Source organism: Streptomyces sp. NPDC057010 (assembly GCF_042673805.1).
GTDB lineage: Bacteria > Actinomycetota > Actinomycetes > Streptomycetales > Streptomycetaceae > Streptomyces.
The window spans coordinates 15,035-36,156 of record NZ_JBHUSC010000007.1 but is presented as its reverse complement, the minus strand read 5'-3'; the positions used below and the strand labels follow the sequence as shown (position 1 = coordinate 36,156).

Below are 21,122 nucleotides of genomic sequence, written 5' to 3'. Positions count from 1 at the left end.
TCGCTGAAGCCTTGCGTGTGGCCGGTAAGGAGCGGTAAAGGGCCGCGCGTCGAACTGCGCCGGTGCCGGGAGCGGGATATCAAGGACCGAGAAGGTGAGCGCGAGGCCCGGCGGTCGCCACCCACGGTTGAGGAGTACGTCTCGTGGAGTTCGAGGTCAATGGCGCCCAGCGCACGGTGGACGTGGACGACGACCCGGCCGCCGTGGAGGTGGTGCGCGACCGGCTGGGCCTGACCGGCACCAAGCTGGTCTGCGCGGGCGGGGTCTGCGGGGCCTGCACCATCCAGGTCGACGGCGAGCCCCGGGTGTCCTGCCTGACTCCCGCGGTGGGCCTGGCCGGACGGCGGGTGACGACGGTGGAGGGCCTGGCCGGCCATCCGGTGGCGCGCGCCTTCGCCGGCGAGGACGCCCTCCAGTGCGGCTACTGCACACCGGGGTTCGTGGTCGAGGCGGCGGCCTTCTTCGAGCGGTGGCGGGCCGCGCACGGCCGCACACCGCCCGGCCGGGAGCAGATCGCGGACGCGCTGGCGGGCCACCTGTGCCGCTGCGGCGCGTACGAGCGGATCTTCAGCGCGGTGGCCGCGGCCTGCGCGGGCGACTACGACGGGGCGCCGGGCGGTACGGACGCACGGGCGGTCCCGCGCACCGAGGCCCCGGAGAAGGCCGACGGCTCGGCCCGGTACACGACGGACGTGCGGCCCGAGGGAACGCTGGAGGGGATCCTCATCCGCTCGCCGCACGCGCACGCGCACGTCCGCTCCCTGGAGGCCGGGGACGTCCCGCTGGTGCCGCTGCTGCCTCCCGACGGGGTGGTGCGCTACGTCGGGCAGCCGGTGGCCGCGGTCGCGGGGCCGGACCGGGCCGCCGCACGGGCGGCCGCGCAGCGGGTCAGGGTGGACTACGAGGTGCTGCCGGCGGCGCTCGACGCGGCGCAGGCCCGCACCGGGCAGGGCCCGTTGGTGTACGAGGACAAGGCGGCCCGCAAGCGGGCACCGGGTTCCGGTGAGACCCCCCAGCTGCTGCCCACCCGCTGGCGCGGCAACCTGCGGGGCCCGACCGCCATGAGCAAACGCCCCGCCACGGCCGTGCGCCGGATCAGCGAGGCCCGGGTCCGCACCCCCGAACGGGTGGTCGAGGGCGAGTTCACGACCGCCGCGCAGACCCACACCCCGCTCGAACCGCACGCCTGCCTGGCCCATTGGGTCGACGGCACCCTGCACCTGGAGGTGTCCACGCAGTCGGTGCGGCAGGTGGCCGAGGAGGCCGCCGAGCGGTTCGGCGTGCCCGCCGACCGGGTGGTGGCCAGGGCCGTCCACGTGGGCGGCGGTTTCGGCTGCAAGATGGGGCTGACCTCGGACGTGGTCGCGGCGGTGGAACTGGCGCGGATGCACGGTGCGCCGGTGCGGGTGGTGTTGGACCGGGACGAGGAGCTCACCGACGGCGGATACCGGCCGGGCAGCCGGATCCGGCTGGCGATGGCCGCGGACGCGGACGGCGGCCTGAGCGCGCTGGCCATGGACGCGGACAGCGACGGCGGGGTCTCGGTGGGCGGCACTGTGGCGGCGCTGGCCCGGTTCGTGTACGGCAAGGCCCCGCGCCGGCTCCGCGACTTCGACACGCTCACCAACCGGCCGCCGGGCGCCCCCTTCCGCGGCCCGGGCGGGCCCACGCTGTGCTGGGCGCTGGAGCAGGCCGTCGACGAGATGGCCCACCGGCTCGGCCAGGACCCGATCGCCCTGCGCCGCCGCTGGGACGGCAACCCCAAGCGGCACGCCCTGTACGACTGGGCGGCCGCGCTGCCGGTCTGGTCGGGCCCGCGGGGCGGGACCGGGCGGCTGCGCCGCGGCGTCGGCGTCGCGGCGGGCAACTGGCTGTACTTCCTCGATCCCGTCACCGAGGTCGAACTCACCGTCGAGGACGGGATCGTCGTCGCCCGCTGCGCCGTGCAGGACATGGGGACGGGCTCGCGGACCGTGCTGCGCCGGGCCGTCGCCGACGCGCTCGGCCTGCCCGAGGGGCGGGTGATCGCCGAGGTCGGCCGGAGCGACACCGTGCACGGTCCCACCTCCGGCGGCAGCCGCACCACGCCCTCCCTGGTGCCCGCAGCGGCGGACGCCGCCGAGCGGCTGCGCGGCGCGCTCGGCGGCCCCGGCGTGGACGTCGCCGCCCGGCTGGAAGCGGCGGACGGCGTACGGGTGACAGGCCGGCGCCCCCGTGACCGCCGGGGCTTCGTGACCCCCTTCACGATGGGCGGTGTGTCGGTCGGCCGTGGTTTCACCGGCTCGGTGCAGGTCGCCGAGGTCGAGGTGGACACCCGGCTCGGCCGGATCCGTCCGCTGCGCGTGTGGAGCGGCATCGCCGCGGGCCGCATCCACGAGGACCGGCTGGCGCGCAGCCAGTGCGAGGGCGCGGTCGTCCAGGGCATCGGCTACGCGCTGTACGAGGAGCGGCGCACCGACCCGGCCACCGGGCGGGTGCTGACGGAGAACCTGGAGGACTACCGCGTTCCCGGCATCGGCGACACCCCCGAGATCACCGTCCACTTCCACCAGGAGGGCTTCGAGCACGTGCCCGGCGGCGGTGTCGGGCTCGGCGAGGTGGCGACCCTGCCGACCGCGGCGTGCCTGGCCAACGCGGTCCACGACGCCACCGGCTGGCGCCCGTACGACATGCCCATCCGGCCCGACCGGCTCCTGGAAGGACTGCGCCGTTGAGCACCGAGCCCGCCCTCACCGACCTGTCGGCCGCCGTCCTGACCCGGGGCGGGGAGCTGCGCGCCGGCGGCACCGACACCACGGCCCGGCAGCGCAGCGGCATCTCCCCGGGCCCGTTCACCGACCTGGGCGGCGCCGGCCACCTGCGCGGCACCAGCCCGCTGCCGGGCGGCGGGCTGCGGATCGGCGCCCTGACCTCCCTCGCCTCGCTGGCCTCCGACCCGCAGGTGCGCGCCGGCTGGCCGGCCCTGGCGCTCTCGGCCGGGACCGCGGCCACCCCGCAGATCCGCGCGGCCGGCACCCTGGGCGGCAACCTGCTGCAGCGCAACCGCTGTTGGTACTTCCGCAATCCGCATGTCAGCTGCCTGCAGAAGGGCGGCTCCGACTGTCCGGCGCGCACGGGCGACCACCACTTCGGGGTCGTCAGCGGGGACGGGCCGTGCATCGCCCCGCATCCGTCCACCCTCGCCATGGCCCTGCTCGCCTACGACGCCGAGGCCGAGGTCCACGGCGAATCCCCGCGCAGTGTCGCCGACTTGTACGGCGACGGCGACCGGCTCCACCGCGCCGACCACCTGCTGCCGCCCGACCGCATCCTCACCGCGATCCGGCTGCCCGCTCCCCTGCCCGGCGAGCGCGCCGCCTGCCACCGGGCCACCAGCCGCGCCCACGCCGAATGGCCGCTGGTGGAGGCCACGGCACGGCTCGCGTTCGACGGGGCCACGGTCACCCACGCCGCCGTGGCCGCGGGCGGGGTGGCGCGCGTCCCGCTGCGGCTGACGGAGGTGGAGGCCGTCCTGATCGGGCGCGAGGCCACCCCCGGGCTCCTCGCGGAAGCGGCCGCGACGGTCCTCGACCGCTGCCGGCCGCTGCCGCAGACCGGCTACAAGGCGACCCTGTTCCGCGACACCGTCCTCGAAGTCCTGGAGCAGGCCGCGGGCGCCCCCTAGGAGGTGTCCGCGGCCGTGATCCGCTCCAGGTCGGTCATCAGGGAGTCCAGCCACGACACCGTCGCGTGGTACCGCCGCGGCGCGCCGTCCGGGGGCGCCGCGGATCCGTCGAACGCCGGGTCCCGCAGCGGAAGCGGTGCCTCCGGGGTGTCCCCGCCGGGGTCCAGCCGCGCCGACACGAGCAGCATCCGCCCGGCCACCCGGTCCCCGAGCCGGGTCGTGCGCGCGGCCGCTTCCCGGCTCAGCGCGGGGACGAAGGCCCGCCCCCGCTCGGGCGGCGCGAGCAGCCGGTCCGCTCCCCACAGCGTGTGGTGACCGGTCATCAGTGCCGCCTGCCAGTCGGTCCCGCGGCGTGGCCGGCCGCCGTCCCCGAAGCGGGCCGGCTCGCTCTGGAACTGCGCGTACGCCGACTCCGCCAGGATCAGCGCGTGCCGCAGCGACCGGTGCCCCGGAACACCGGCGGCCTCGTCCCGCACGCCGCCGGCCGCCACCGAGGTGCTCGTCGCGACCACGATCTCCGCCGCCCTGCGCAGCAGCCCAGCCGTCGCGCGTCCCAGTTCGTCGTGCGCGCCCCGGGGCCAGGCCAGGAGACCGAACACGGCGCCGATCGCACTGCCGATCAGCACGTCCAGCATCCGGAGCCCGGCCAGCCGCCAGCTCGCCGGTGCCAACTGCGCGAACACCAGCGCCACCAGCACGGTGAACAGTCCCTGCGCCCACCCGACCCCTCTGACCGGCCCGACCGTGAACGAGAAGAGCATCCACAGCGGCAGTACGGCGGCGTACACCACGGTGTCGGAGCCCGCCAGCGTCAGCAGCCCCGCGGTCACCAGTGCGCCGACGAACGTGCCGGCCAGCGCCACCCGGACCGTGCTCCAGGTCTCGCCGACGGTGGTCCGCGTCAGGCTCAGGGTCGCCAGCATCGCCCAGAACCCGTGCGGGAGCGTGTCCACTCCGGAGACCAGCCGGACCGCCGCCAGCGCGAGGGCGATCCGCACCGCGTTCTGGAAGAGGACGGACCGCTGTCCGGCGTGCCCCTGGATCCGGTGCCACCACAGGCGCGGGGTCCTCATCCGCGCGTACCAGAACCGTGCGGAGGGCGCGTCCGGTGCCGCGGCGCGGCCCCGCACGGCCAGGTCGGCGGCCGTCGCCGTCACGAGCGCGGCGTCGGCGACCTCCAGGAGGGCCGCCTGCCGCCGCAGCACCGCCGGGGCGGCCTCCGGGTCGGCTCCGGCCAGCCGGGCGCGGGCCCCGGCGAGGTCCTCGTACGCGTCCCCGGGAGGTCCGCCGGTCCGCTGCCGGAGCACCTCGGCGGTACGCTCCGCGAGCCGCTCCACGCCGCGCAGCACGTCCGAGCCGCCGCCCCCGGGCGCTCCGGGGAGCACGGACAGGCGGCTCAGCAGGGTGCGCATGGCCAGACCCGTGTGCGCCAGCGCCCGCTCGCGCACGGTCGGCCCGGCCGGCCGGTCCGCCTCGGGCACCGTCAGCGGCCGCAGGCGGGTGCCCGCGTCGCGCGCCGCCCGGAGCGTGGCGTCCGAGGGCGCGTAGGGCGGTCCGGCCAGCTCCCGGGCGCAGCGCCCTGCGGTCTGTGCGGCGCGGGCAGCGAGTTCCCGGTAGGGCGTCGTCGGCGGTTCGGGGAAGAGGTACCGCTCGGCCAGGACGAGCAGCGCGAGCCCGACGGTCGTGCCGGTCAGCCGCTCGCCCAGGGAGCCCGGATCGTACGGCGGGAACGACGGCAGGATGTACAGCAGTTGCAGCCCCGGCCCGGCTCCGGCCGGGCGCGGCCCGCCGACGGCGGCGAAGGCCAGCGCGAAGCCGACGACCAGCATGCCGGTGACCGCGCTCCAGGTCCGCACCGACAGGTACGTGCCGGCCACGACCAGCAGCCAGCACACCGGCAGGAGCCGCAGCACCAGGGCGGCCCGCTGCGGTCCCGTGCCGGGGATCCGGGAGAGTCCGGCCAGGGCCACGGCGGAGAACAGCGCGTACGTCGCGCCGGTGGCCGAGCCGAACCCGTAGAGGAACAGGTAGAACCCGGCGGCGCCGACGAGCGTCACCCGCACCGCCCGGCGCCCGGTGGCGACGTAGGCCGCGGGGATCCGGCGCCGGGGCCGGTGGTCAGAACTCGACGGTGACAAAGCCGTCCTCGGCGGCCGGTTCGGGCTTCAGCACGCGGTAGCCGAACTCCTCCTTCAGGCTGCCGAGGTCCCAGTTCGCCGCCCGGTCGCGGTAGTTGAAGACGAGGTCCTTGGTGGCCCCGCCGTTCTTGAGGATCCGGGCGATGGCGACGTCGTCCGGGTGGCCGTGGACCTTCCCGTTGGTGGAGATCAGGTAGCGGCCGCAGTCGAGGAGGCCGAGGAGGTCGTTGGAGAGGTTCTTGGAGCTGCCGTGGTGGGCGACCTTCAGGGCGTCGATCCGCAGCCGGCCGCCCTCGGCCTCGGCGCGCGGCCGGATGGAGGCCACCAGGCGCGGGTCGTCGGCGTCGCCGGTGAAGACGATCCGGGTGCCCTCGAACTCGAACAGCAGGCCGATGCTGGTCGGGTTCGTCGGGGAGCCGTCCCGCTTGAACGGCGTTGCGGCCAGCGCGTCGATGTCGAGCGCGCCGAAGTGTTCGATGCCGGGCGCGAGCCCCCTCTCCAGGGGGTCCACTCCGGGGATCAGCCCGGCCTGCTCGCACTTCGCCTTCCACGTGGGGATCAGCGATTCGAGGAGGCGGCGGTCCGGCGCGAGGACCTCCATCGTGGATCCGTCGTCGAACCAGGTCAGTTCGTGGTCCACTTCGATGCTGCGGCCCTGGAAGGCCTTGTTCCAGGGCAGGTGCTGGGTCATCAGGGCGGTGGTGACCTTCTCCCCTTCCACGGCGCCGAAGATCTCGCGGTCGTGGAGGTGGTCGAAGCCGTTGAACCACACGTCCCCGAAGTCCACCGTCCGGTCGAGGTCTTCGAGGAGCGCGAGCGCGCCGAGGATGTGGTCCTGGTCGACGTGGGTCACCACGAGTACGTCGATCAGGCCGCCCAGGTCGGCGAGCACCGGCTTGATCCGCTCGTAGGTGCCGTGCCGTCCGCCGTCGAAGAGGATCCGCCGGGTGAAGTCGCCGTTGCCGTATTCGAGGAGCAGGCAGTCGCCGTCCTCCGCGGGCAGCATCCTGAGCCGGATCATCACGTGCTCCTTTGCCGCAGGTCGAGGATGAGGAACGGCTGGCGCATGTCGGCCAGCCAGGACACGCGGCGTACCTCGTCGAGGCGGCGTGCGCACTCGGGGTCGTCGGGGAAGGCGGAGAGCCCGTCGACGAGCCAGACGAGCCCGAGCGCGTAGAACGGGATGCCGCGCTCGAAGGCCTCGATCAGCCCGTCCCGGGCCCGCCGCAGGTCCGGGGAGGCGCGGCGCAGCAGGCGCACCGCCCGCAGGATCGCCCCGTCGCTGAGCCGGGGGAAGGAGTCGGCCAGCCGCTCCAGCCACGGGTCCCAGTACGTCTCGCCCCTCGTGTGGTCGGTGCCGATGAGGACGTAGGCCCCGGCCGCCGCCGCGAGCGGGTTCTCGAACTTGGAGTAGAGCATCGCCTCGACATCGGTGAAGAGCCGGGCCGCCATGTCCAGAGCGCCCTGGGACATGTACGCGAGCCCCGCGCCGACCCCCGGGTCGCGGACGGCGATGGCGACGGCGCTGCCGGTCGGGCTCTGCCGCAGGTTGACCAGGACTTCGACCTCGGTGTCGCCCCAGGGCAGCGGGAGGGTGACCAGGCGTACGGATCCGGCGGCCTCGACGACCAGGAACTGCCGCTCGCCGGGCGGCTCGCCGGGGATCCCGACGGGGCCGGCCGGGCCGAAGCGGTAGAGCGGCGCGACCGCCTCGCCGTGTACGTCGGGCTGCGGAAGGACGAGGGGCTCGCCCCGGGCGATGCGGCCGGCGACCGACCCGTCCGGCGGGCCCTCCCCCAGCTCCAGTACCGATGCGAAGGTGCAGCTCGCGGGCGCGGCGTCGCCGATCCAGGTGGCGAGCGCGGTCAGGTCCACCTCCGCCTCCGCCCCGGCGGAGGGAGCCGGGGCGACCATGGACCGTGAGGCGACGGACTCGGCGAGCGGGACCTCGGCGGGGCTGCGGTAGACCCTTTCCGACTCGATGTTGCCCATGAGGTACTGCCAGGAGTGCGTCTCGTACGGCGAATCCGTCATCACGAAGTCCACCGGGGTCTCCTCGCCCGCCACCGCCACGGCGTCCTCCGTCAGGACCAGCCCGGACGGCAGGGTCGCCGACACGAGGTAGCGGCCGGGCGTCACGGAGTAGGCCGCGGGGCGGGGCGAAATCCCGCAGGGGATGAGGATGTTGCGCCGGCTCTCGCCCTTCAGGTCGGCCGAGAGGATGTCACCGACGATCACCGCCTCGTTGGACTCCCCCGTGGGCGAGGAGGAGAGGAGGAGCCTGACGGCGAGTGCGGTGCTCATGGCCTGGCCAGTCGGACGCGGAAGAACGGCGGGCGGGCGTCGAGCCTCTTGCTGCGCAGGTCGTCGGGGCCCAGGACGGCCTCGACCGTGTACTCGCCGAACGCCAGGAACGGTGCCCACTCGCCGAGGTCTGGTTCCTCGCCGGGTTCGGGCGCCGGCCGCCGCAGCGGCTCCAGGTCGTCGCGGCGGCAGGCGAACGCGGCGCGCGCGTTGTCCTGGGGGTCGTCGCAGCCGATGTACACCGGGACGAGCGGGTCGCCCCGCAGCTCGTGGAGGTCGAAGTCGAACGATTCGCTGCTGACCGGGGTCGAGGCGTTCACGAGGGTGCCCGCGAACGAGGGCTCCTGCATGAAGCGGACGGTCGAGCGCAGCAGGTTGAGGGTGGTCACACGCCACACGCCCTCCTCCGTGTTCTCGCTCCCGGAGCCGTCGAGGCTCCGCAGCAGGGCGTCGGTGAAGAGGCTGACCCCGCCGGCGCGTGCGACGGCCTCCGTGCCGAGCAGGGTCGCGTAAAGGACGGCGTGTTTGCGCGGCTCGAAACCGGCGGGCCGCAGGTTCCCGCCGACGACGACCCGCCCGAGGGTGTCCCGGCCCACCGTGTTGACGAGGGTGTCGGAGCCCTGCCGGCAGGCGTCGACGAAGAAGACCTGCTGGGCGGCGCGGCAGTTGTTGAGGCCCCGCACCAGCGCCTCGAAGTGCAGGGCGCCGTTCAGGGGGCTGTTGCGGTCGGCGAACATGTCCGCCGCCAGGAGGGAGGAGTCGGTTCCCAGCGAGACGCCGTGGCCGCAGAAGTAGAAGACCAGCCGGGCCTCGGCGTGGTCGCCCCGGTCCATCCACTCGGTGACGGCGTCCACGATGTTGTCGATGGTTGCGCTTTCCACCACACGCGCGGCCTGCGTCTTCGGGTGGACGAAGGGGGCGGGCGCCGCCTCGCTCAGCAGGAGTGCCAGACTTCCCAGCGGTCTGCCCTTGTCGTTGTACTCGTCGATCATCCACGTCGCGAACGCGCGCGCCGAGAGAGGTGGTGAGGACAGCTGCCGCATTCCCACGGCGCCCGGGTGGTCCGTGGGCGACGGGCCGCCGTCCAGATGCGTGTAGGCACCGACCCCGATGACGAGCGCGTGCGTGGAGGCCGGCCCCGCGTTCTCGTCCAGGTGCACCGTGAAACCGGCCATGGCACCTCCGCGTGACGCACCGGCAGGCCGGTGGGAGGCTTTGCTCCTAGTATAGGAATGAATATGACGTATGTCCCTCGGAGACCGTGATGGGCAAGAACATCGTGGTGTGCCTGGACGGGACGGGCAATCAGCTCAAGGCCCGCGGCAACACCAACGTCGTCAAGCTCTACGAGATGCTCGACCTCCGCGACCCCACCGCGCAGATCGCCTACTACGACCCCGGCGTCGGCACCTTCTCGGCCGCGGGCGCCTGGTCGCTCCCGGCCCGCAAGCTCTCCAGGCTCTTCGGGCTGGCCTTCGGCTCGGGGCTCAAGGCGAACCTCGCCGAGGCCTACACGTATCTGATGCACCATTACGAGCCGGGCGACCGGATCCTCCTCTTCGGCTTCAGCCGGGGCGCGTACACCGCACGTGCCCTCGCGGGGCTGCTCAAGGCGGTCGGCCTGCTCCGTCCGGGCTCCGAGAACCTCGTCCCGTACGCCATCGCCGTCTACGCCAAGAACCGGGACTGGAGCCCCGACGACTGGAAGCAACTGCACCACTTCGCAGGGTCGTTCAGCAGGAAGGTCGACGAACGGACCGGCATCCCCGTCCACTTCATGGGCGTGTGGGACTCGGTGAAGGCCGCCGGGGTGCTGCGCTGGAACCTGCGCTGGCTCTTCACCCGGCGGATCCCCAACGTCGGCCGGGTCCGCCACGCCGTCTCCATCGACGAGAAGCGCCGGCCGTACGAGGAGTACCTGGTCCTGCCCCCGGAGGAAGCGGGGGCGGCGGGCCCGGTGATCGACGAGGTCTGGTTCGCCGGGGTCCACTCCGACGTGGGCGGCACGTTCGAGGACGACCCGAAGCTGCCCGCCGTGACCCTCAAGTGGATCGTGGACGGCGCCCTCGACTCCGGCCTGCTCCTCAAGGACGGGGCGTACGCGGACCACCTCACGCTCGGCCCCGCCCACGCGCTCGGCACGGTCCACCGGATGGGCGCCGTCTGGGCCCTGCTCACCTACCGGCGCCGCCGCGTCCCCGACGGCGCCCGGGTGCACGAGACCGTACGGCTGCGCGTCGAGGACGACGCCGGGTACGGGCAGCGGATCCCGGCCGGGGTGGTCTGGGCGGACAAGGACTGGCTGACCCCGCACCCGAGCGCCGGCTGACCGGCTGACCGGCTGACGCCGAGGTCGTCATCGACCTCGGCGTTCGCATGCGCGGCGCCGGTGCGGCAGCGGTCCTCCGGACGGGTGGTTCTGGCGAGGATCTTGGTGAATTCCCGTGACTCGGTCATGGGTTCCCCGGGTGGAGCGGCGGCGCGCTGCCACAGTCCTCTCGCGAGATGAGCGGGCCGCCCCGGTGCACCCGTCGGCGGCCGGGCCGGAAGGAGAGGGATGAGCGGAATCAGAGAGGGGGGTGCATGCTGAGCAACCGGGTCCAGCGGCGCGCCCTCACCATTGTCGGCAGTATTCTCCTCGTACTGCAGTCGCTCGTGTTCGTCGAGGCGGCGACACCCGCCTGGGCGGGCGACGACCGGGTGGTCGACAACACCGGCTTCGAGCCGCACAACGCGGTGGCCAACCCCCGCAGACCGTCACAGGTCGCCGTCATGCGGGGATGCACGGTCCGCATCGACAACAACTTCGGCAAGGACGCCTTCCCGATCACGCGGACGACGACCGTCCCGTGCTTCGGCGACCCGACCCTCGCCTTCGACTCGCAGGGCCGCCTGTTCGTCACCCACCTCTCCTCCAGCTTCAACACCACCGCGAACCGGTTCGGGGTGGGCGTCGCCCGGATCAACGACCTGACGACCCCGGGGAACCAGACCTACACCCCCGTCCAGGTGAGCGGGAACAGCCCGAGCAACCACGACAAGCCCTGGCTGGTGGCCGACTCCAACCCCACCAGCCCCTACCGGGACAACCTCTACGTCGTGTGGACGCACCTCGGCGCACCGTCGTGGCAGATCCAGTTCTCCCGCTCCGTGAACGGTGGCGTGAACTGGTCGACGCCGAGCGTCCTTTCCGTGGCCGCGGACGGAAACCCCTGGCCCTCCCACGCCGCCGTCGGCGCGAACGGCGACCTCTACGTGGCCTACCACGCCAACATCTGCAACGAGGGCACCGACGGAGCGGCCAACCAGGGCACCGTGCAGGTCCTGCGCGACGGCTCCGGCGGCGCCGACTTCGCCGGCGGCACCGTGCAGCAGCGGACCACGGCGTTCGCGGCGGGAGCGGCGACCGTCACCTGCAACGTGCAGGACGGCACCGGTGACATCCCGGGGACCGACTTCTGGCTCCAGGGCTCGATGCAGCCCTGGGTGCTGCCCGACCCCGGCCTGCCCGGCAACGTCTACGTCGTCGCCAACGACGACCCGAACAACAACTTCGGGAACGGCGACGACGGCGACGTCCGCATCGCCCGTTCCACGGACAACGGTGCCACCTTCGCCGCGCCGACCAGGGTCGACCACGGGCCCGGCCAGACCCTCGCCGTGATGCCCACCGCGCACATCGACCAGGACGGGAACATCGTCGCCCACTGGTACGACACCCGCGGCGGCCGGCGGAACGCGGGCAACAACTTCCTGCTCGACCTCTACGGGACGGCCAGCCGCGACGGCGGCGCGACCTGGGCGCAGGACTTCAGGATCAGCGACGCCCCCTTCGACCCGGACCTCAACGCCCGGTGCCGGTTCGGGAACAACCCGAACTGTGGCACCGTGACCGCCTCCCCGCAGCTGACCACGCGCATCGGCGAGTACAACGGCGTGTGGGCCGTCGACGGGATCGGCTACGCGAGCTGGACCGGCAACGCCACACCGCCGACCCCCACGACCCCGGCGCTGGGGGCGCAGAGCACCTACTACGACACGTTCTCGCTGCTCGGGGCCTTCCCCGACGCCTTCGAGCCGAACGAGTCGATCGACACCGCCGTGGCCACCGCGATCGGCGCGAACAACAGGGTCACCAAGCCGCGGCTGACCCTGCACAGCGCGACCGACGTCGACTTCTTCCGGATCGAGCCGCGCCACACCGGGCACCTCCAGGCCGAGATCGACTTCAACGAGGTGATCTCCGGGCTCCAGGTCCGCGCGTACGACAAGTTCGGCAACAAGGTCGCCACCGGGACCGTCGCCACGACCAGGCCGGGCAGCTCGACGAGCCGGCTCGCGATCCCGGTCGTCAAGGACGAGCCGTACTTCGTCGCGGTCAGCGACGCCGGCGTCTCGGACCCCACCGCGCCGGGCGACGCCTCGCCGACCGACCCGCCGCAGGCCACCTACGACCTCACCGTCGTCAACCGGGCGGCGCCCGAACCCTTCGGCCTCGACCTCAAGCGCGAGTCCGACACGGGCCGCTTCGACAACGACGACGTCACCAGGACCGCAGGACCGGAGCTCTTCCTCCGGGTCGACGACGCGGAGCTGCGGGCGGCCGGCATCCCGCTGTCGCCGCAGAACGCCACGGCGACGCTCGCCGACGACACCCCCGGCTACAAGGTGGCGGTCAAGCGGGACGGGGAGCGCGTCGGCTTCGCCCAGCCGGTGAATCCGGCCACCAAGCCGGGGCTGTACCGGATCGTCCTGGACCCCGTGCTGGTGGAGGGGGAGAACCACATCACCGCCGAGGTGGTGATCGTCGACCCGTCCGACGACCCGCGGCTCGCCGGCGTGCTCCACGTCGTCGGCGCGGGCGCGGAGAGCGCGCACCGGCTGCTGATCACGCTGGACACCACGGCGCCGGCCCGCCCGGCCGCTCCGGACCTGCTGTCGTCGAGCGACACCGGCGGCAACGACATCGACAACATCACGACGATCCCCAAGCCCGCCTTCCAGGGTTCGCGGGTCGAGCCCAACGCACTGGTGCGGCTGACCGCCGACCCGGCCGGGGCCCCGGGCCCGTCCGTGGTCGGCAAGGACACCGTCACCGCGGGCGGTGAGTACGAGGTCACCAGCTCGGCGCTCAACGACGGCAGGTACGACTTCGCCGTGCTGCTGGAGGACCTCGCCGGCAACGTGAGCCCGGCGTCGCCGTCCCTCGGGGTGACCATCGCCCAGCACTCGCTCACCCTCATGGGCGCGACGGGGAACCTCCTGGTCGACGTGGGCCAGGAGACCGTCACGGGCTACCCGGGCATCCCGGGCGGCTTCGTCGGCATCCGCGGGATCCCCGTGGTGAACCTCGACGCGAACGGTCACGGCGTGAGCGTGCGGGGCGGGGCGGCCGACGAGCAGCTGACCTTCACCCCGACCGGCTCCGACAGCGGCCGGCTGACCCGCTCGAACTCCGCCCAGGTGCTGAACTTCTCCCACGTGGTGGGTGACGTGCAGGTCAGCCCCGACGGCGGCGACGACGAGGTCACCATCGTGGGGACCACGCGGCAGGACAGGATCCGCGGCATCGTGGACCGGTTCACGACGCTGCGGGTCGAGGCCCTGCCGATGCTGCGCGGCCCGTCATTGACGCTGTCGCCGCTGCTCGGCCTGCGGATCGCCACCGGCGAGACCGAGCGGATCGGGATCCTCTCGCGCGGCGGCCAGGACACGGTGGACCTGACCGTCCTGGACACGGTCAGCGCCCAGCTGTGGGTGGACGGGGGTCCGCCGTCCGCGGTCCATCCGGCCAAGGGCGACGAGCTGATCGTGCGCGGCGGCTCGCCTCAGGCCGAGCTGTTCGAGGAGTACGGGGACAAGTCGGGCCAGGGATCGGTCTTCGTCACGTACCCGGAGACGACCCAGGCCAGGACGCGCATCGACTTCACGGACATCGAGGGCACCACACTCGACAACGGGGAGCCGGGCCACGCCGAGGGCGGTCACCACAAGCCCGAGGGCAAGGCCAAGCCCAAGAAGCAGCAGCCGTAGGACGACGACGCACCGCGCCCCGCCCCGGATGACCGGGGCGGGGCGCGGTGCGCTGTGCGTGACGTCAGCCGGTGCGCGGAGGTCAGACCGCCGGAACCGGGTAGGTCGGGTACTCCACGCCGGAGACGTGCTGGACGACGCGGATGACCTGGCAGGAGTAGCCGAACTCGTTGTCGTACCAGAGGTACAGGATCGCGTTGTCGCCGTCGACCTTGGTGGCGCCGGCGTCCACGATCGAGGAGTGGCGCGAGCCGACGAAGTCCATGGAGACGGCGTCGGGGGCGGTCGTGAAGTCGATCTGGCGCTTCAGCGGCGAGTGCAGCGACACGTTGCGGAGGTAGTCGAGGACCTCCTCGCGGGTGGTCTCGCGGCCCAGGCGCAGGCTGAGGATCGCGATCGAGACGTCCGGGACGGGGACGCGGATCGAGCTGCCGGTGATCGGAGCCTTCAGCTCGGGCAGCGCCTTGGCGACGGCCGAGGCGGCACCGGTCTCGGTGATCACCATGTTGAGCGGCGCGGAACGGCCGCGGCGGTCGGCCTTGTGGTAGTTGTCCAGCAGGTTCTGGTCGTTGGTGAACGAGTGGACGGTCTCCACGTGGCCGCGCAGCACGCCGTACTCGTCCGCCATCGCCTTCAGCGGCGGGACGATCGCGTTGGTGGTGCAGGAGGCGCAGGAGAGGATCTGCTCGTCCGGCTTGATCGTGTCGTGGTTGACGCCGTGCACGATGTTCGGGACGTCGCCCTTGCCGGGCGCGGTCAGGACGACCTTGTCGATGCCGGGGCGCAGGTGCTTCGACAGGCCCTCGCGGTCGCGCCACTTGCCCGTGTTGTCGATGAGGATGGCGTCCTTGATGCCGTACGCCGTGTAGTCGACCTCGGACGGGTCGTTGGCGTAGATCACCCGGATCTCGTTGCCGTTGGCGACGATCGTGCTGTTCGCCTCGTCGACGGTGATGGTGCCCTGGAACTGGCCGTGGATGGAGTCGCGGCGCAGCAGCGAGGCGCGCTTCACGAGGTCCTGGTCGCCGCCACCGCGGACGACGATGGCGCGCAGGCGCAGACCGTTGCCGGAGCCGGCCTTCTCGATGAGGAGGCGGGCGACGAGGCGGCCGATGCGGCCGAAGCCGTACAGGACGACGTCGCGGCCCTCGCTGCGCTCGATCTTGTTGGCCCCGGTGGCGCCGGCGACGGCCCCGGCGGTGAACTCCTCCACCGAGAGACCGCGGCCGTCGCTCTTGTACGTCGCGGCGAGCATGCCGATGTCGATCTGCGAAGGGCCGAGATCGAGCGCGGTGAGAGCCTGCAGGAACGGCAGGGTCTCGGTGACCGAGAGCTCCTCACCGTCGATCTGCCGGGCGAATCGGTGGGTCTTGAGGATGCTGACCACCGACTTGTTCACCAGCGAGCGGCTGTGAAGCAGGACCGTGACGTCCCGCTCCCGGTGCAGCTTCCCGATGATCGGGATCATCGACTCCGCGATCTCTTCGCGGTTTTTCCAGCTGCTGAACGAGTCCTCAATGACAGTCACAGGTTTATCTTTCGAGCTAGGCGGTGCTCATATGCTAACCCGCCGCTTTTCGGGCCCTCCCAGCGGGGGGCCGACCGTCGCGCGGAGGCTACTCGGCGATCTCCGTACGTTCCCACCACTCGTAGACCGGGAGCGGGCCCTCGGGGCCGTCCTGGTGGCGTGGGGTGGCCTTGAAGTGCTCGTATCCGCCGCGGTGGGGGATCTTCAGGTCTTCTCCCGGAGCGTCCACGGGCACGATCCGCTCGGTCAGGTCGTCCGGGCCGCCCACCAGTGCCGCCTTGTTCGCCACCTTGTTCGCCATGGCTCCAGTCTTCCCGCCCGCCGCACGCCCCGCACGTCGGAGGCCGCGGTGGTTCGGCCGGCCGTGGAGCGGGCAGGCGGTCAGCGAGAGTCCCGGTCCGCACCCCGGGAGGACGCCGTGAAGCTGCAGTTCCTGGGCCCGCTGTACGCCCACCCCGGCCCCGTCGCCTCGGTCTGCCTCGACACCTCCCGGGACATCGACGAACCCGACCGGGCCCTGGACCTGCGCTGGCGCAGGCTGCGCCGCAGCCTGCTCGCCCACGACGCCGACGAGGCCACGGTCGCGGCGCTGGAGGCCGCGGTCGGCAGCGACCGCGAGGTGGCCGGGCGGCACGGCCTGGCGGTCTTCGCGGCGCACGGGAGCCTCGTCCTGGCGGAGCGGCTGCCCGACCCGCCCGAGCGCGACAGCGCCCGGTTCGGGATGCTGCCCGACGCCCTGGCGCTCGCCCTCCAGCGCGGCCCGGACATCCCGTACGCCGCGCTCGCCGTCCGCCGGGTGCACCTGGCCGAGGCCGCGGGCGGCGATGAGGAGCTCCAGCTGGACTTCGAGACCGGCCGGTGGCCGATGAGCCGGGTCGCGCCCGGAGCACGCCTCCACCGCCGGATACCGGTCGAGGGCTGGCCCAAGGAGGCCGAGCAGCTCCTCGCCGAGCTGGTGGCCGCCGTGCGCGCCGAGGCCCTGGAGCTGGTCGTGCTCGCCGGTGATCCGTGGACCGTGAACAGCCTGATGCGGTCGGCCCCGAAGAAGCTGCTCGGCAACTTCGTCAAACTCAAGGACGGCCACTACCGGCGCCCGGAGCCCGGCCGGGCCCTCATGGAGGAGGAGCTCGGCCTGCTGTTCGAGGGCAGGCTCTCGGAACACGACCGGCACCAGCTGGACGCCTACCTGGGCCAGCACGCCCGGCACCCGGAGTACGTCGAGGGACTCGCCGCCACCGTCGCCGCCTTCCAGCGCGGGCAGGCCCGGACCCTGATCCTCAACCGGCCGGTGCGGTTCTCCCGGCACCTGTGGGTGGGCACGGCGCCCACCCAGCTGGCCCTGTCCGGCGAGGACCTGAACGCCTTCGGCCTGAACTACTACTGGGAGGAGCCGGCCCCCGGAGCCGCCCTGATCCGGGCCGCGGCCGGCACGCAGGCCGAGCTGGTCGCCGTGCCCGAGGAGGAGCTTCCCCTGGAGGACGGCGTCGCCGTGCTCCTGCGGTACACCGTCCCCGAGTGACCTCCGCTGCGCGCCTCCCCGGGAGCGGGCGCCGCACGCGGCATGCTCGGTCGCACAGGCCGGACACCCGTGGGCCCAGCGCCCGGGGCGGTCGGCGACCCGCGGCGGGAAGGCGTGGAGAGGGTGCCACCGGCGAAGGAGACAGCGCGCGCGGCGGACCGGGTGCGCCGCGCCGCCTCGGCGCTCGATGCCCGGCTGCCGCTCGCGGAGCTCGCGAAGGGCGGCGTCCGCAAGGCGTTCCCGGACCACTGGTCCTTCCTGCTCGGCGAGATCGCGCTCTACAGCCTGATCGTGCTGCTGCTGACGGGCACCTACCTGGCCTTCTTCTTCCAGCCGTCGATGGGTGACGTGCCGTACGAGGGCGCGTACGGCCCGCTGCGCGGCCTGCGGGTCTCGCAGGCCTACGCCAGCACGCTGCGGATCAGCTTCGACGTCCGGGGCGGCCTGCTGCTGCGCCAGATGCACCACTGGGCGGCACTGGTGTTCGTCGCGGCCATCGCCGTGCACCTGCTGCGGATCTTCTTCACCGGGGCCTTCCGCCGGCCGCGCGAGGTCAACTGGACGGTCGGGCTGACCATGTTCCTCCTCGCCCTGATCGAGGGCTTCGCCGGCTACTCGCTGCCCGACGACCTGCTGTCGGGGACCGGGCTGCGCACGGCGCAGGGGATCATGCTGTCGGTGCCCGTCGCCGGCACCTACCTCAGCTTCTTCGTCTTCGGCGGCGAGTATCCGGGCGAGGACATCGTGTCCCGGCTGTATCCGGTGCACATCCTCCTCGTCCCCGGCCTGCTCGTCGGACTGGTGACGCTCCACCTCCTGCTGGTCGTCCACCTGAAGCACACCCAGTGGCCGGGCCCCGGCAGGACCGGCCGCAACGTCGTCGGCAAGCCGTTCTTCGCGCAGTACACGGCCAAGTCGGCCGGCCTGTTCTTCATGGTGGCCGGGGTGCTCGGCGTGCTCGGCGGGCTGGCGCAGATCAACCCGGTCTGGGCGTACGGCCCCTACCGGACGGACGTGGTCTCCACCGGCGCACAGCCCGACTGGTACGTGGGCTTCCTGGAGGGGGCGCTGCGGCTGATGCCCGGGGTCGAGACCCGGCTGTGGGGCCACACGCTGATGTGGAACCCGCTGGTGCCCGGCGTCGTCCTGCCCGGTGTGCTCTTCACGGGCCTGTACGCGTACCCCTTCTTAGAGCGCTGGATCACCCCGGGCGGGCAGGAGCAGCACCTGTGCGACCGGCCGCGGCACCGGCCGGTCCGCACGGCCCTGGGCGTGGCGGTGCTCTCGGCCTACGCGGTCCTGCTGCTGGCGGGCGCGCAGGACCTGCTCGCCTTCATCTCCGAGATCAGCGTCCAGGCCATCACCTGGACCCTGCGGTGCGCCCTGGTGCTCGTACCGCTCGGCGCCTTCTGGCTCACCCGGCGCGTCTGCCTCGCCCTCCAGCGCGGGGACATCGAAGCGCTGGAGCACGGTGTGGAGACGGACGAGGTGCGCCAGACGGTCGAGGGCGGCTACCGCCCGTCGCACCGGCCGCTGGAGGGCGCGCAGCGGCACGTGCTGCTCGTGCACGCGGTCCCGGAGCCCGTCCTTCCGGATCCGGCGGAAGCCTCGCAGGGGGTGCGGCGCGCGGCCGGGCGGCTGCGGGTGGCGCTGAGCCGGTGGTACTACCGCGACCGGCTGGTGCCGCCGATGACGCAGGCGCACCGCGGGCAGGTCGCGCAGATCCTGGCGGCTCCGCGGTGGACGGGGCAGGAGGAGGAGACCAGGTCCGGATCCGATTCCCGCTCCGGGGGCTGATCACCCGTCCTCCCGGCCGTCGTCCCGTCAGGAGGCCCGGTCACCGGCCCCGAACACGAACCCGAGGACGCCCGGGGCGAGCACGCCGAAGCCGATGAGGGCGAGCCACAGCCCCTGCACCACGCCCAGGCCGATCAGGGCCGTCCCCACGGCCGCGGTCACGGGGGCGTAGCTCCGGGCGGGGAAGGAGAACCGCCGGTCCCCGCCCTCCGCCACCTGCGCGCCCTTGCGGTCCTCGGGTCGCCGGCCGCCCCGCTGGAACTGCCGCCACAGGAAGGCGGCGATGAGCGCCGACATCAGGAACGACACGGCGAGGGCGGCGACGCCGGCCGGATCGGTCGAGTACCGCGCGTAGACGCCGCCGGTGACGACGAAGAAGACGGCGACACCGCTGAACATCCAGGCCTCGGCCTTCACGGCGACTTCACCTCCGGGTGGTGCAGGTCGAAGGCCGGGGAGTCCGACCGGATGCGCGGCAGGGCGTCGAAGTTGTGCCGGGGCGGCGGGCAGCTCGTGGCCCATTCGAGCGAACGGCCCCAGCCCCAGGGGTCGTCGACGCCGACGGCCGTGCCGTACCGCAGGGACCGGGCCACGTTGTAGAGGAAGGGCAGGGTCGACAGGCCCAGGAGGAAGGCGCCGATACTGGAGAGGGTGTTGAGGAGGGTGAAGCCGTCGGCTGCCAGGTAGTCGGCGTACCGGCGGGGCATGCCCTGCTCGCCGAGCCAGTGGTGGACGAGGAAGGTGAGCTGGAAGCCGGTGAACAGGCTCCAGAAGTGGATCTTTCCGAGGCGTTCGTCGAGGAGCTTCCCGGTGAGCTTCGGCCACCAGAAGTAGAACCCCGCGAAGGTGGCGAACACGATGGTGCCGAAGAGCACGTAGTGCAGGTGCGCCACGATGAAGTAGCTGTCGGTGAGGTGGAAGTCCATGGGCGGCGAGGCGATGAGGACGCCGGTGAGCCCGCCGAGCAGGAAGGTCACCAGGAAGCCGATGCACCACAGCATCGGCGTCTCGAAGGACAGGGAGCCGTTCCAGGTCGTCCCGATCCAGTTGAAGAACTTCACCCCGGTCGGGACGGCGATGAGGAACGACAGGAGGGAGAAGAACGGCAGCAGGACGGCGCCGGTCGCGAACATGTGGTGGGCCCATACGGTGGCGGACAGGCCGGTGATGGCCATCGTCGCGCCGACGAGGGCCACGTACCCGAAGATCGGTTTGCGGCTGAAGACCGGCAGGATCTCGCTGACGATCCCGAAGAACGGCAGCGCGACGATGTACACCTCCGGATGGCCGAAGAACCAGAACAGGTGTTGCCACAGCAGCGCCCCGCCGTTCGCCGCGTCGAAGACGTGGGCCCCGAACTTGCGGTCGGCCTCCAGGGCGAGCAGGGCCGCGGTCAGGACGGGGAAGGCCAGCAGCGCCAGGATCGAGGTGAACAGCACGTTCCAGGTGAAGATCGGCATCCTGAAGAGGGTCATGCCGGGTGCGCGCAGGCAGACGATCGTGGTGATGAAGTTGACCGATCCCAGGATGGTGCTCAGCCCCGAGACGGCCAGGCCCATCACCCACAGGTCCGCGCCGACGCCGGGCGTGTAGACGGCCCCGTTGAGCGGGGCGTAGGCGAACCAGCCGAAGGCCGCGGACCCGTTCGCCGTCAGGAAGCCGCTGACCACCATCAGGCCGCCGAACAGGTAGACCCAGTAGGTGAAGGCGTTCAGGCGGGGGAAGGCCACGTCGGGTGCGCCGATCTGCAGGGGCATCACCGCGTTGGCGAAGCCCGTGAAGGTCGGGGTGGCGAAGAGCAGCATCATGACCGTGCCGTGCACCGTGAACAGCTGGTTGTACTGCTCGTTGGAGAAGATCTGCAGGCCGGGCCGGGCGAGTTCCGCGCGCATCAGCAGGGCCAGGACGCCGGCGAAGAGGAAGAAGGCGAAGGCGGTGGCGAGGTACATGTTGCCGATCACCTTGTGATCGGTGGTCGACAGGATCCGCAGCACCGTGGAGCCGGACGCGACGCGCCGGTCGGTGAGGGCGTCGCGGGCCACCGCGCTGGACGTTTTGTCGACGGACACCATGGGGCCTCCAAGAGTTCCGCTGCGAAACTACGGCGCTCCGCGGAGCGCCGGCCGTCGCACCTCGGCA

14 protein-coding genes are annotated in these 21,122 nt (G+C 72.6%); 6 read left to right on the top strand and 8 right to left on the bottom strand.

Translation table 11 applies throughout. The annotated features are described in order from the left end of the window. The first annotated feature begins 143 nt into the window (after positions 1-143). Positions 144-2,714, top strand: a complete 2,571-nt coding sequence (locus ACFTXQ_RS10275) for a molybdopterin-dependent oxidoreductase (protein WP_382638019.1) — start codon at positions 144-146, stop codon at positions 2,712-2,714. Beyond that, the gene (locus ACFTXQ_RS10270) at positions 2,711-3,664 is read left to right on the top strand and encodes an FAD binding domain-containing protein (protein WP_382638016.1); all 954 of its coding nucleotides are present in this window, start codon (positions 2,711-2,713) and stop codon (positions 3,662-3,664) included. Before ACFTXQ_RS10275 ends, ACFTXQ_RS10270 begins: the two co-directional genes overlap by 4 nt. Here the strand turns inward: ACFTXQ_RS10270 and ACFTXQ_RS10265 are convergent. From ACFTXQ_RS10265 to ACFTXQ_RS10250, 4 genes are all read right to left on the bottom strand, one after another. Next, a complete protein-coding gene (locus ACFTXQ_RS10265) occupies positions 3,661-5,721 on the bottom strand; it encodes an FUSC family protein (RefSeq protein ID WP_382638014.1) in 2,061 nt (686 codons plus the stop codon). The two genes, ACFTXQ_RS10270 and ACFTXQ_RS10265, sit on opposite strands and share 4 nt — an antisense overlap. 61 nt (positions 5,722-5,782) lie before the next feature. Next, on the bottom strand, positions 5,783-6,823 hold the full coding sequence (locus tag ACFTXQ_RS10260; RefSeq protein WP_382638011.1) for a ComEC/Rec2 family competence protein: 1,041 nt from the start codon (positions 6,821-6,823) through the stop codon (positions 5,783-5,785). Continuing rightward, positions 6,823-8,106, bottom strand: coding sequence for a hypothetical protein (locus tag ACFTXQ_RS10255; RefSeq protein ID WP_382638008.1), 1,284 nt, complete (start codon positions 8,104-8,106; stop codon positions 6,823-6,825). Before ACFTXQ_RS10255 ends, ACFTXQ_RS10260 begins: the two co-directional genes overlap by 1 nt. Next, positions 8,103-9,281 (bottom strand): caspase family protein, encoded by a 1,179-nt coding sequence (locus ACFTXQ_RS10250; RefSeq protein WP_382638006.1) that lies wholly within the window; start codon positions 9,279-9,281, stop codon positions 8,103-8,105. The genes ACFTXQ_RS10255 and ACFTXQ_RS10250 overlap by 4 nt, the downstream gene beginning before the upstream one ends. An 89-nt stretch (positions 9,282-9,370) precedes the next feature. Here ACFTXQ_RS10250 and ACFTXQ_RS10245 point away from each other — a divergent pair, with 89 nt between their 5' ends. Both ACFTXQ_RS10245 and ACFTXQ_RS10240 read left to right on the top strand, forming a co-directional pair. Beyond that, the gene (locus ACFTXQ_RS10245) at positions 9,371-10,435 is read left to right on the top strand and encodes a DUF2235 domain-containing protein (RefSeq protein ID WP_382638004.1); all 1,065 of its coding nucleotides are present in this window, start codon (positions 9,371-9,373) and stop codon (positions 10,433-10,435) included. A gap of 254 nt (positions 10,436-10,689) precedes the next feature. Further along, positions 10,690-14,139, top strand: a complete 3,450-nt coding sequence (locus ACFTXQ_RS10240) for an Ig-like domain-containing protein (RefSeq protein WP_382638002.1) — start codon at positions 10,690-10,692, stop codon at positions 14,137-14,139. Between the two features lie 82 nt (positions 14,140-14,221). On the opposite strand, the gene ACFTXQ_RS10235 is transcribed toward ACFTXQ_RS10240, so the two are convergent. Then, entirely contained in the window at positions 14,222-15,667 is a 1,446-nt protein-coding gene (locus tag ACFTXQ_RS10235) for a glyceraldehyde-3-phosphate dehydrogenase (protein ID WP_382637999.1), read from the bottom strand. 88 nt (positions 15,668-15,755) lie between these two features. Continuing rightward, positions 15,756-15,968, bottom strand: coding sequence for a DUF5988 family protein (locus ACFTXQ_RS10230; protein ID WP_382637996.1), 213 nt, complete (start codon positions 15,966-15,968; stop codon positions 15,756-15,758). A gap of 117 nt (positions 15,969-16,085) precedes the next feature. On the opposite strand from ACFTXQ_RS10230, the gene ACFTXQ_RS10225 reads away from it, so the two are divergent. Together ACFTXQ_RS10225 and ACFTXQ_RS10220 are read left to right on the top strand one after the other, a co-directional pair. Beyond that, positions 16,086-17,186, top strand: a complete 1,101-nt coding sequence (locus ACFTXQ_RS10225) for a hypothetical protein (protein WP_382637993.1) — start codon at positions 16,086-16,088, stop codon at positions 17,184-17,186. Positions 17,187-17,309: 123 nt separating this feature from the next. Next, on the top strand, positions 17,310-18,983 hold the full coding sequence (locus ACFTXQ_RS10220) for a cytochrome bc complex cytochrome b subunit (RefSeq protein WP_382637991.1): 1,674 nt from the start codon (positions 17,310-17,312) through the stop codon (positions 18,981-18,983). Between the two features lie 27 nt (positions 18,984-19,010). On the opposite strand, the gene ACFTXQ_RS10215 is transcribed toward ACFTXQ_RS10220, so the two are convergent. After that, a complete protein-coding gene (locus ACFTXQ_RS10215) occupies positions 19,011-19,400 on the bottom strand; it encodes a cytochrome c oxidase subunit 4 (protein ID WP_382637988.1) in 390 nt (129 codons plus the stop codon). Beyond that, entirely contained in the window at positions 19,397-20,932 is a 1,536-nt protein-coding gene (gene ctaD / locus ACFTXQ_RS10210; protein ID WP_382638413.1) for a cytochrome c oxidase subunit I, read from the bottom strand. Before ctaD ends, ACFTXQ_RS10215 begins: the two co-directional genes overlap by 4 nt. Positions 20,933-21,122 lie beyond the last annotated feature (190 nt).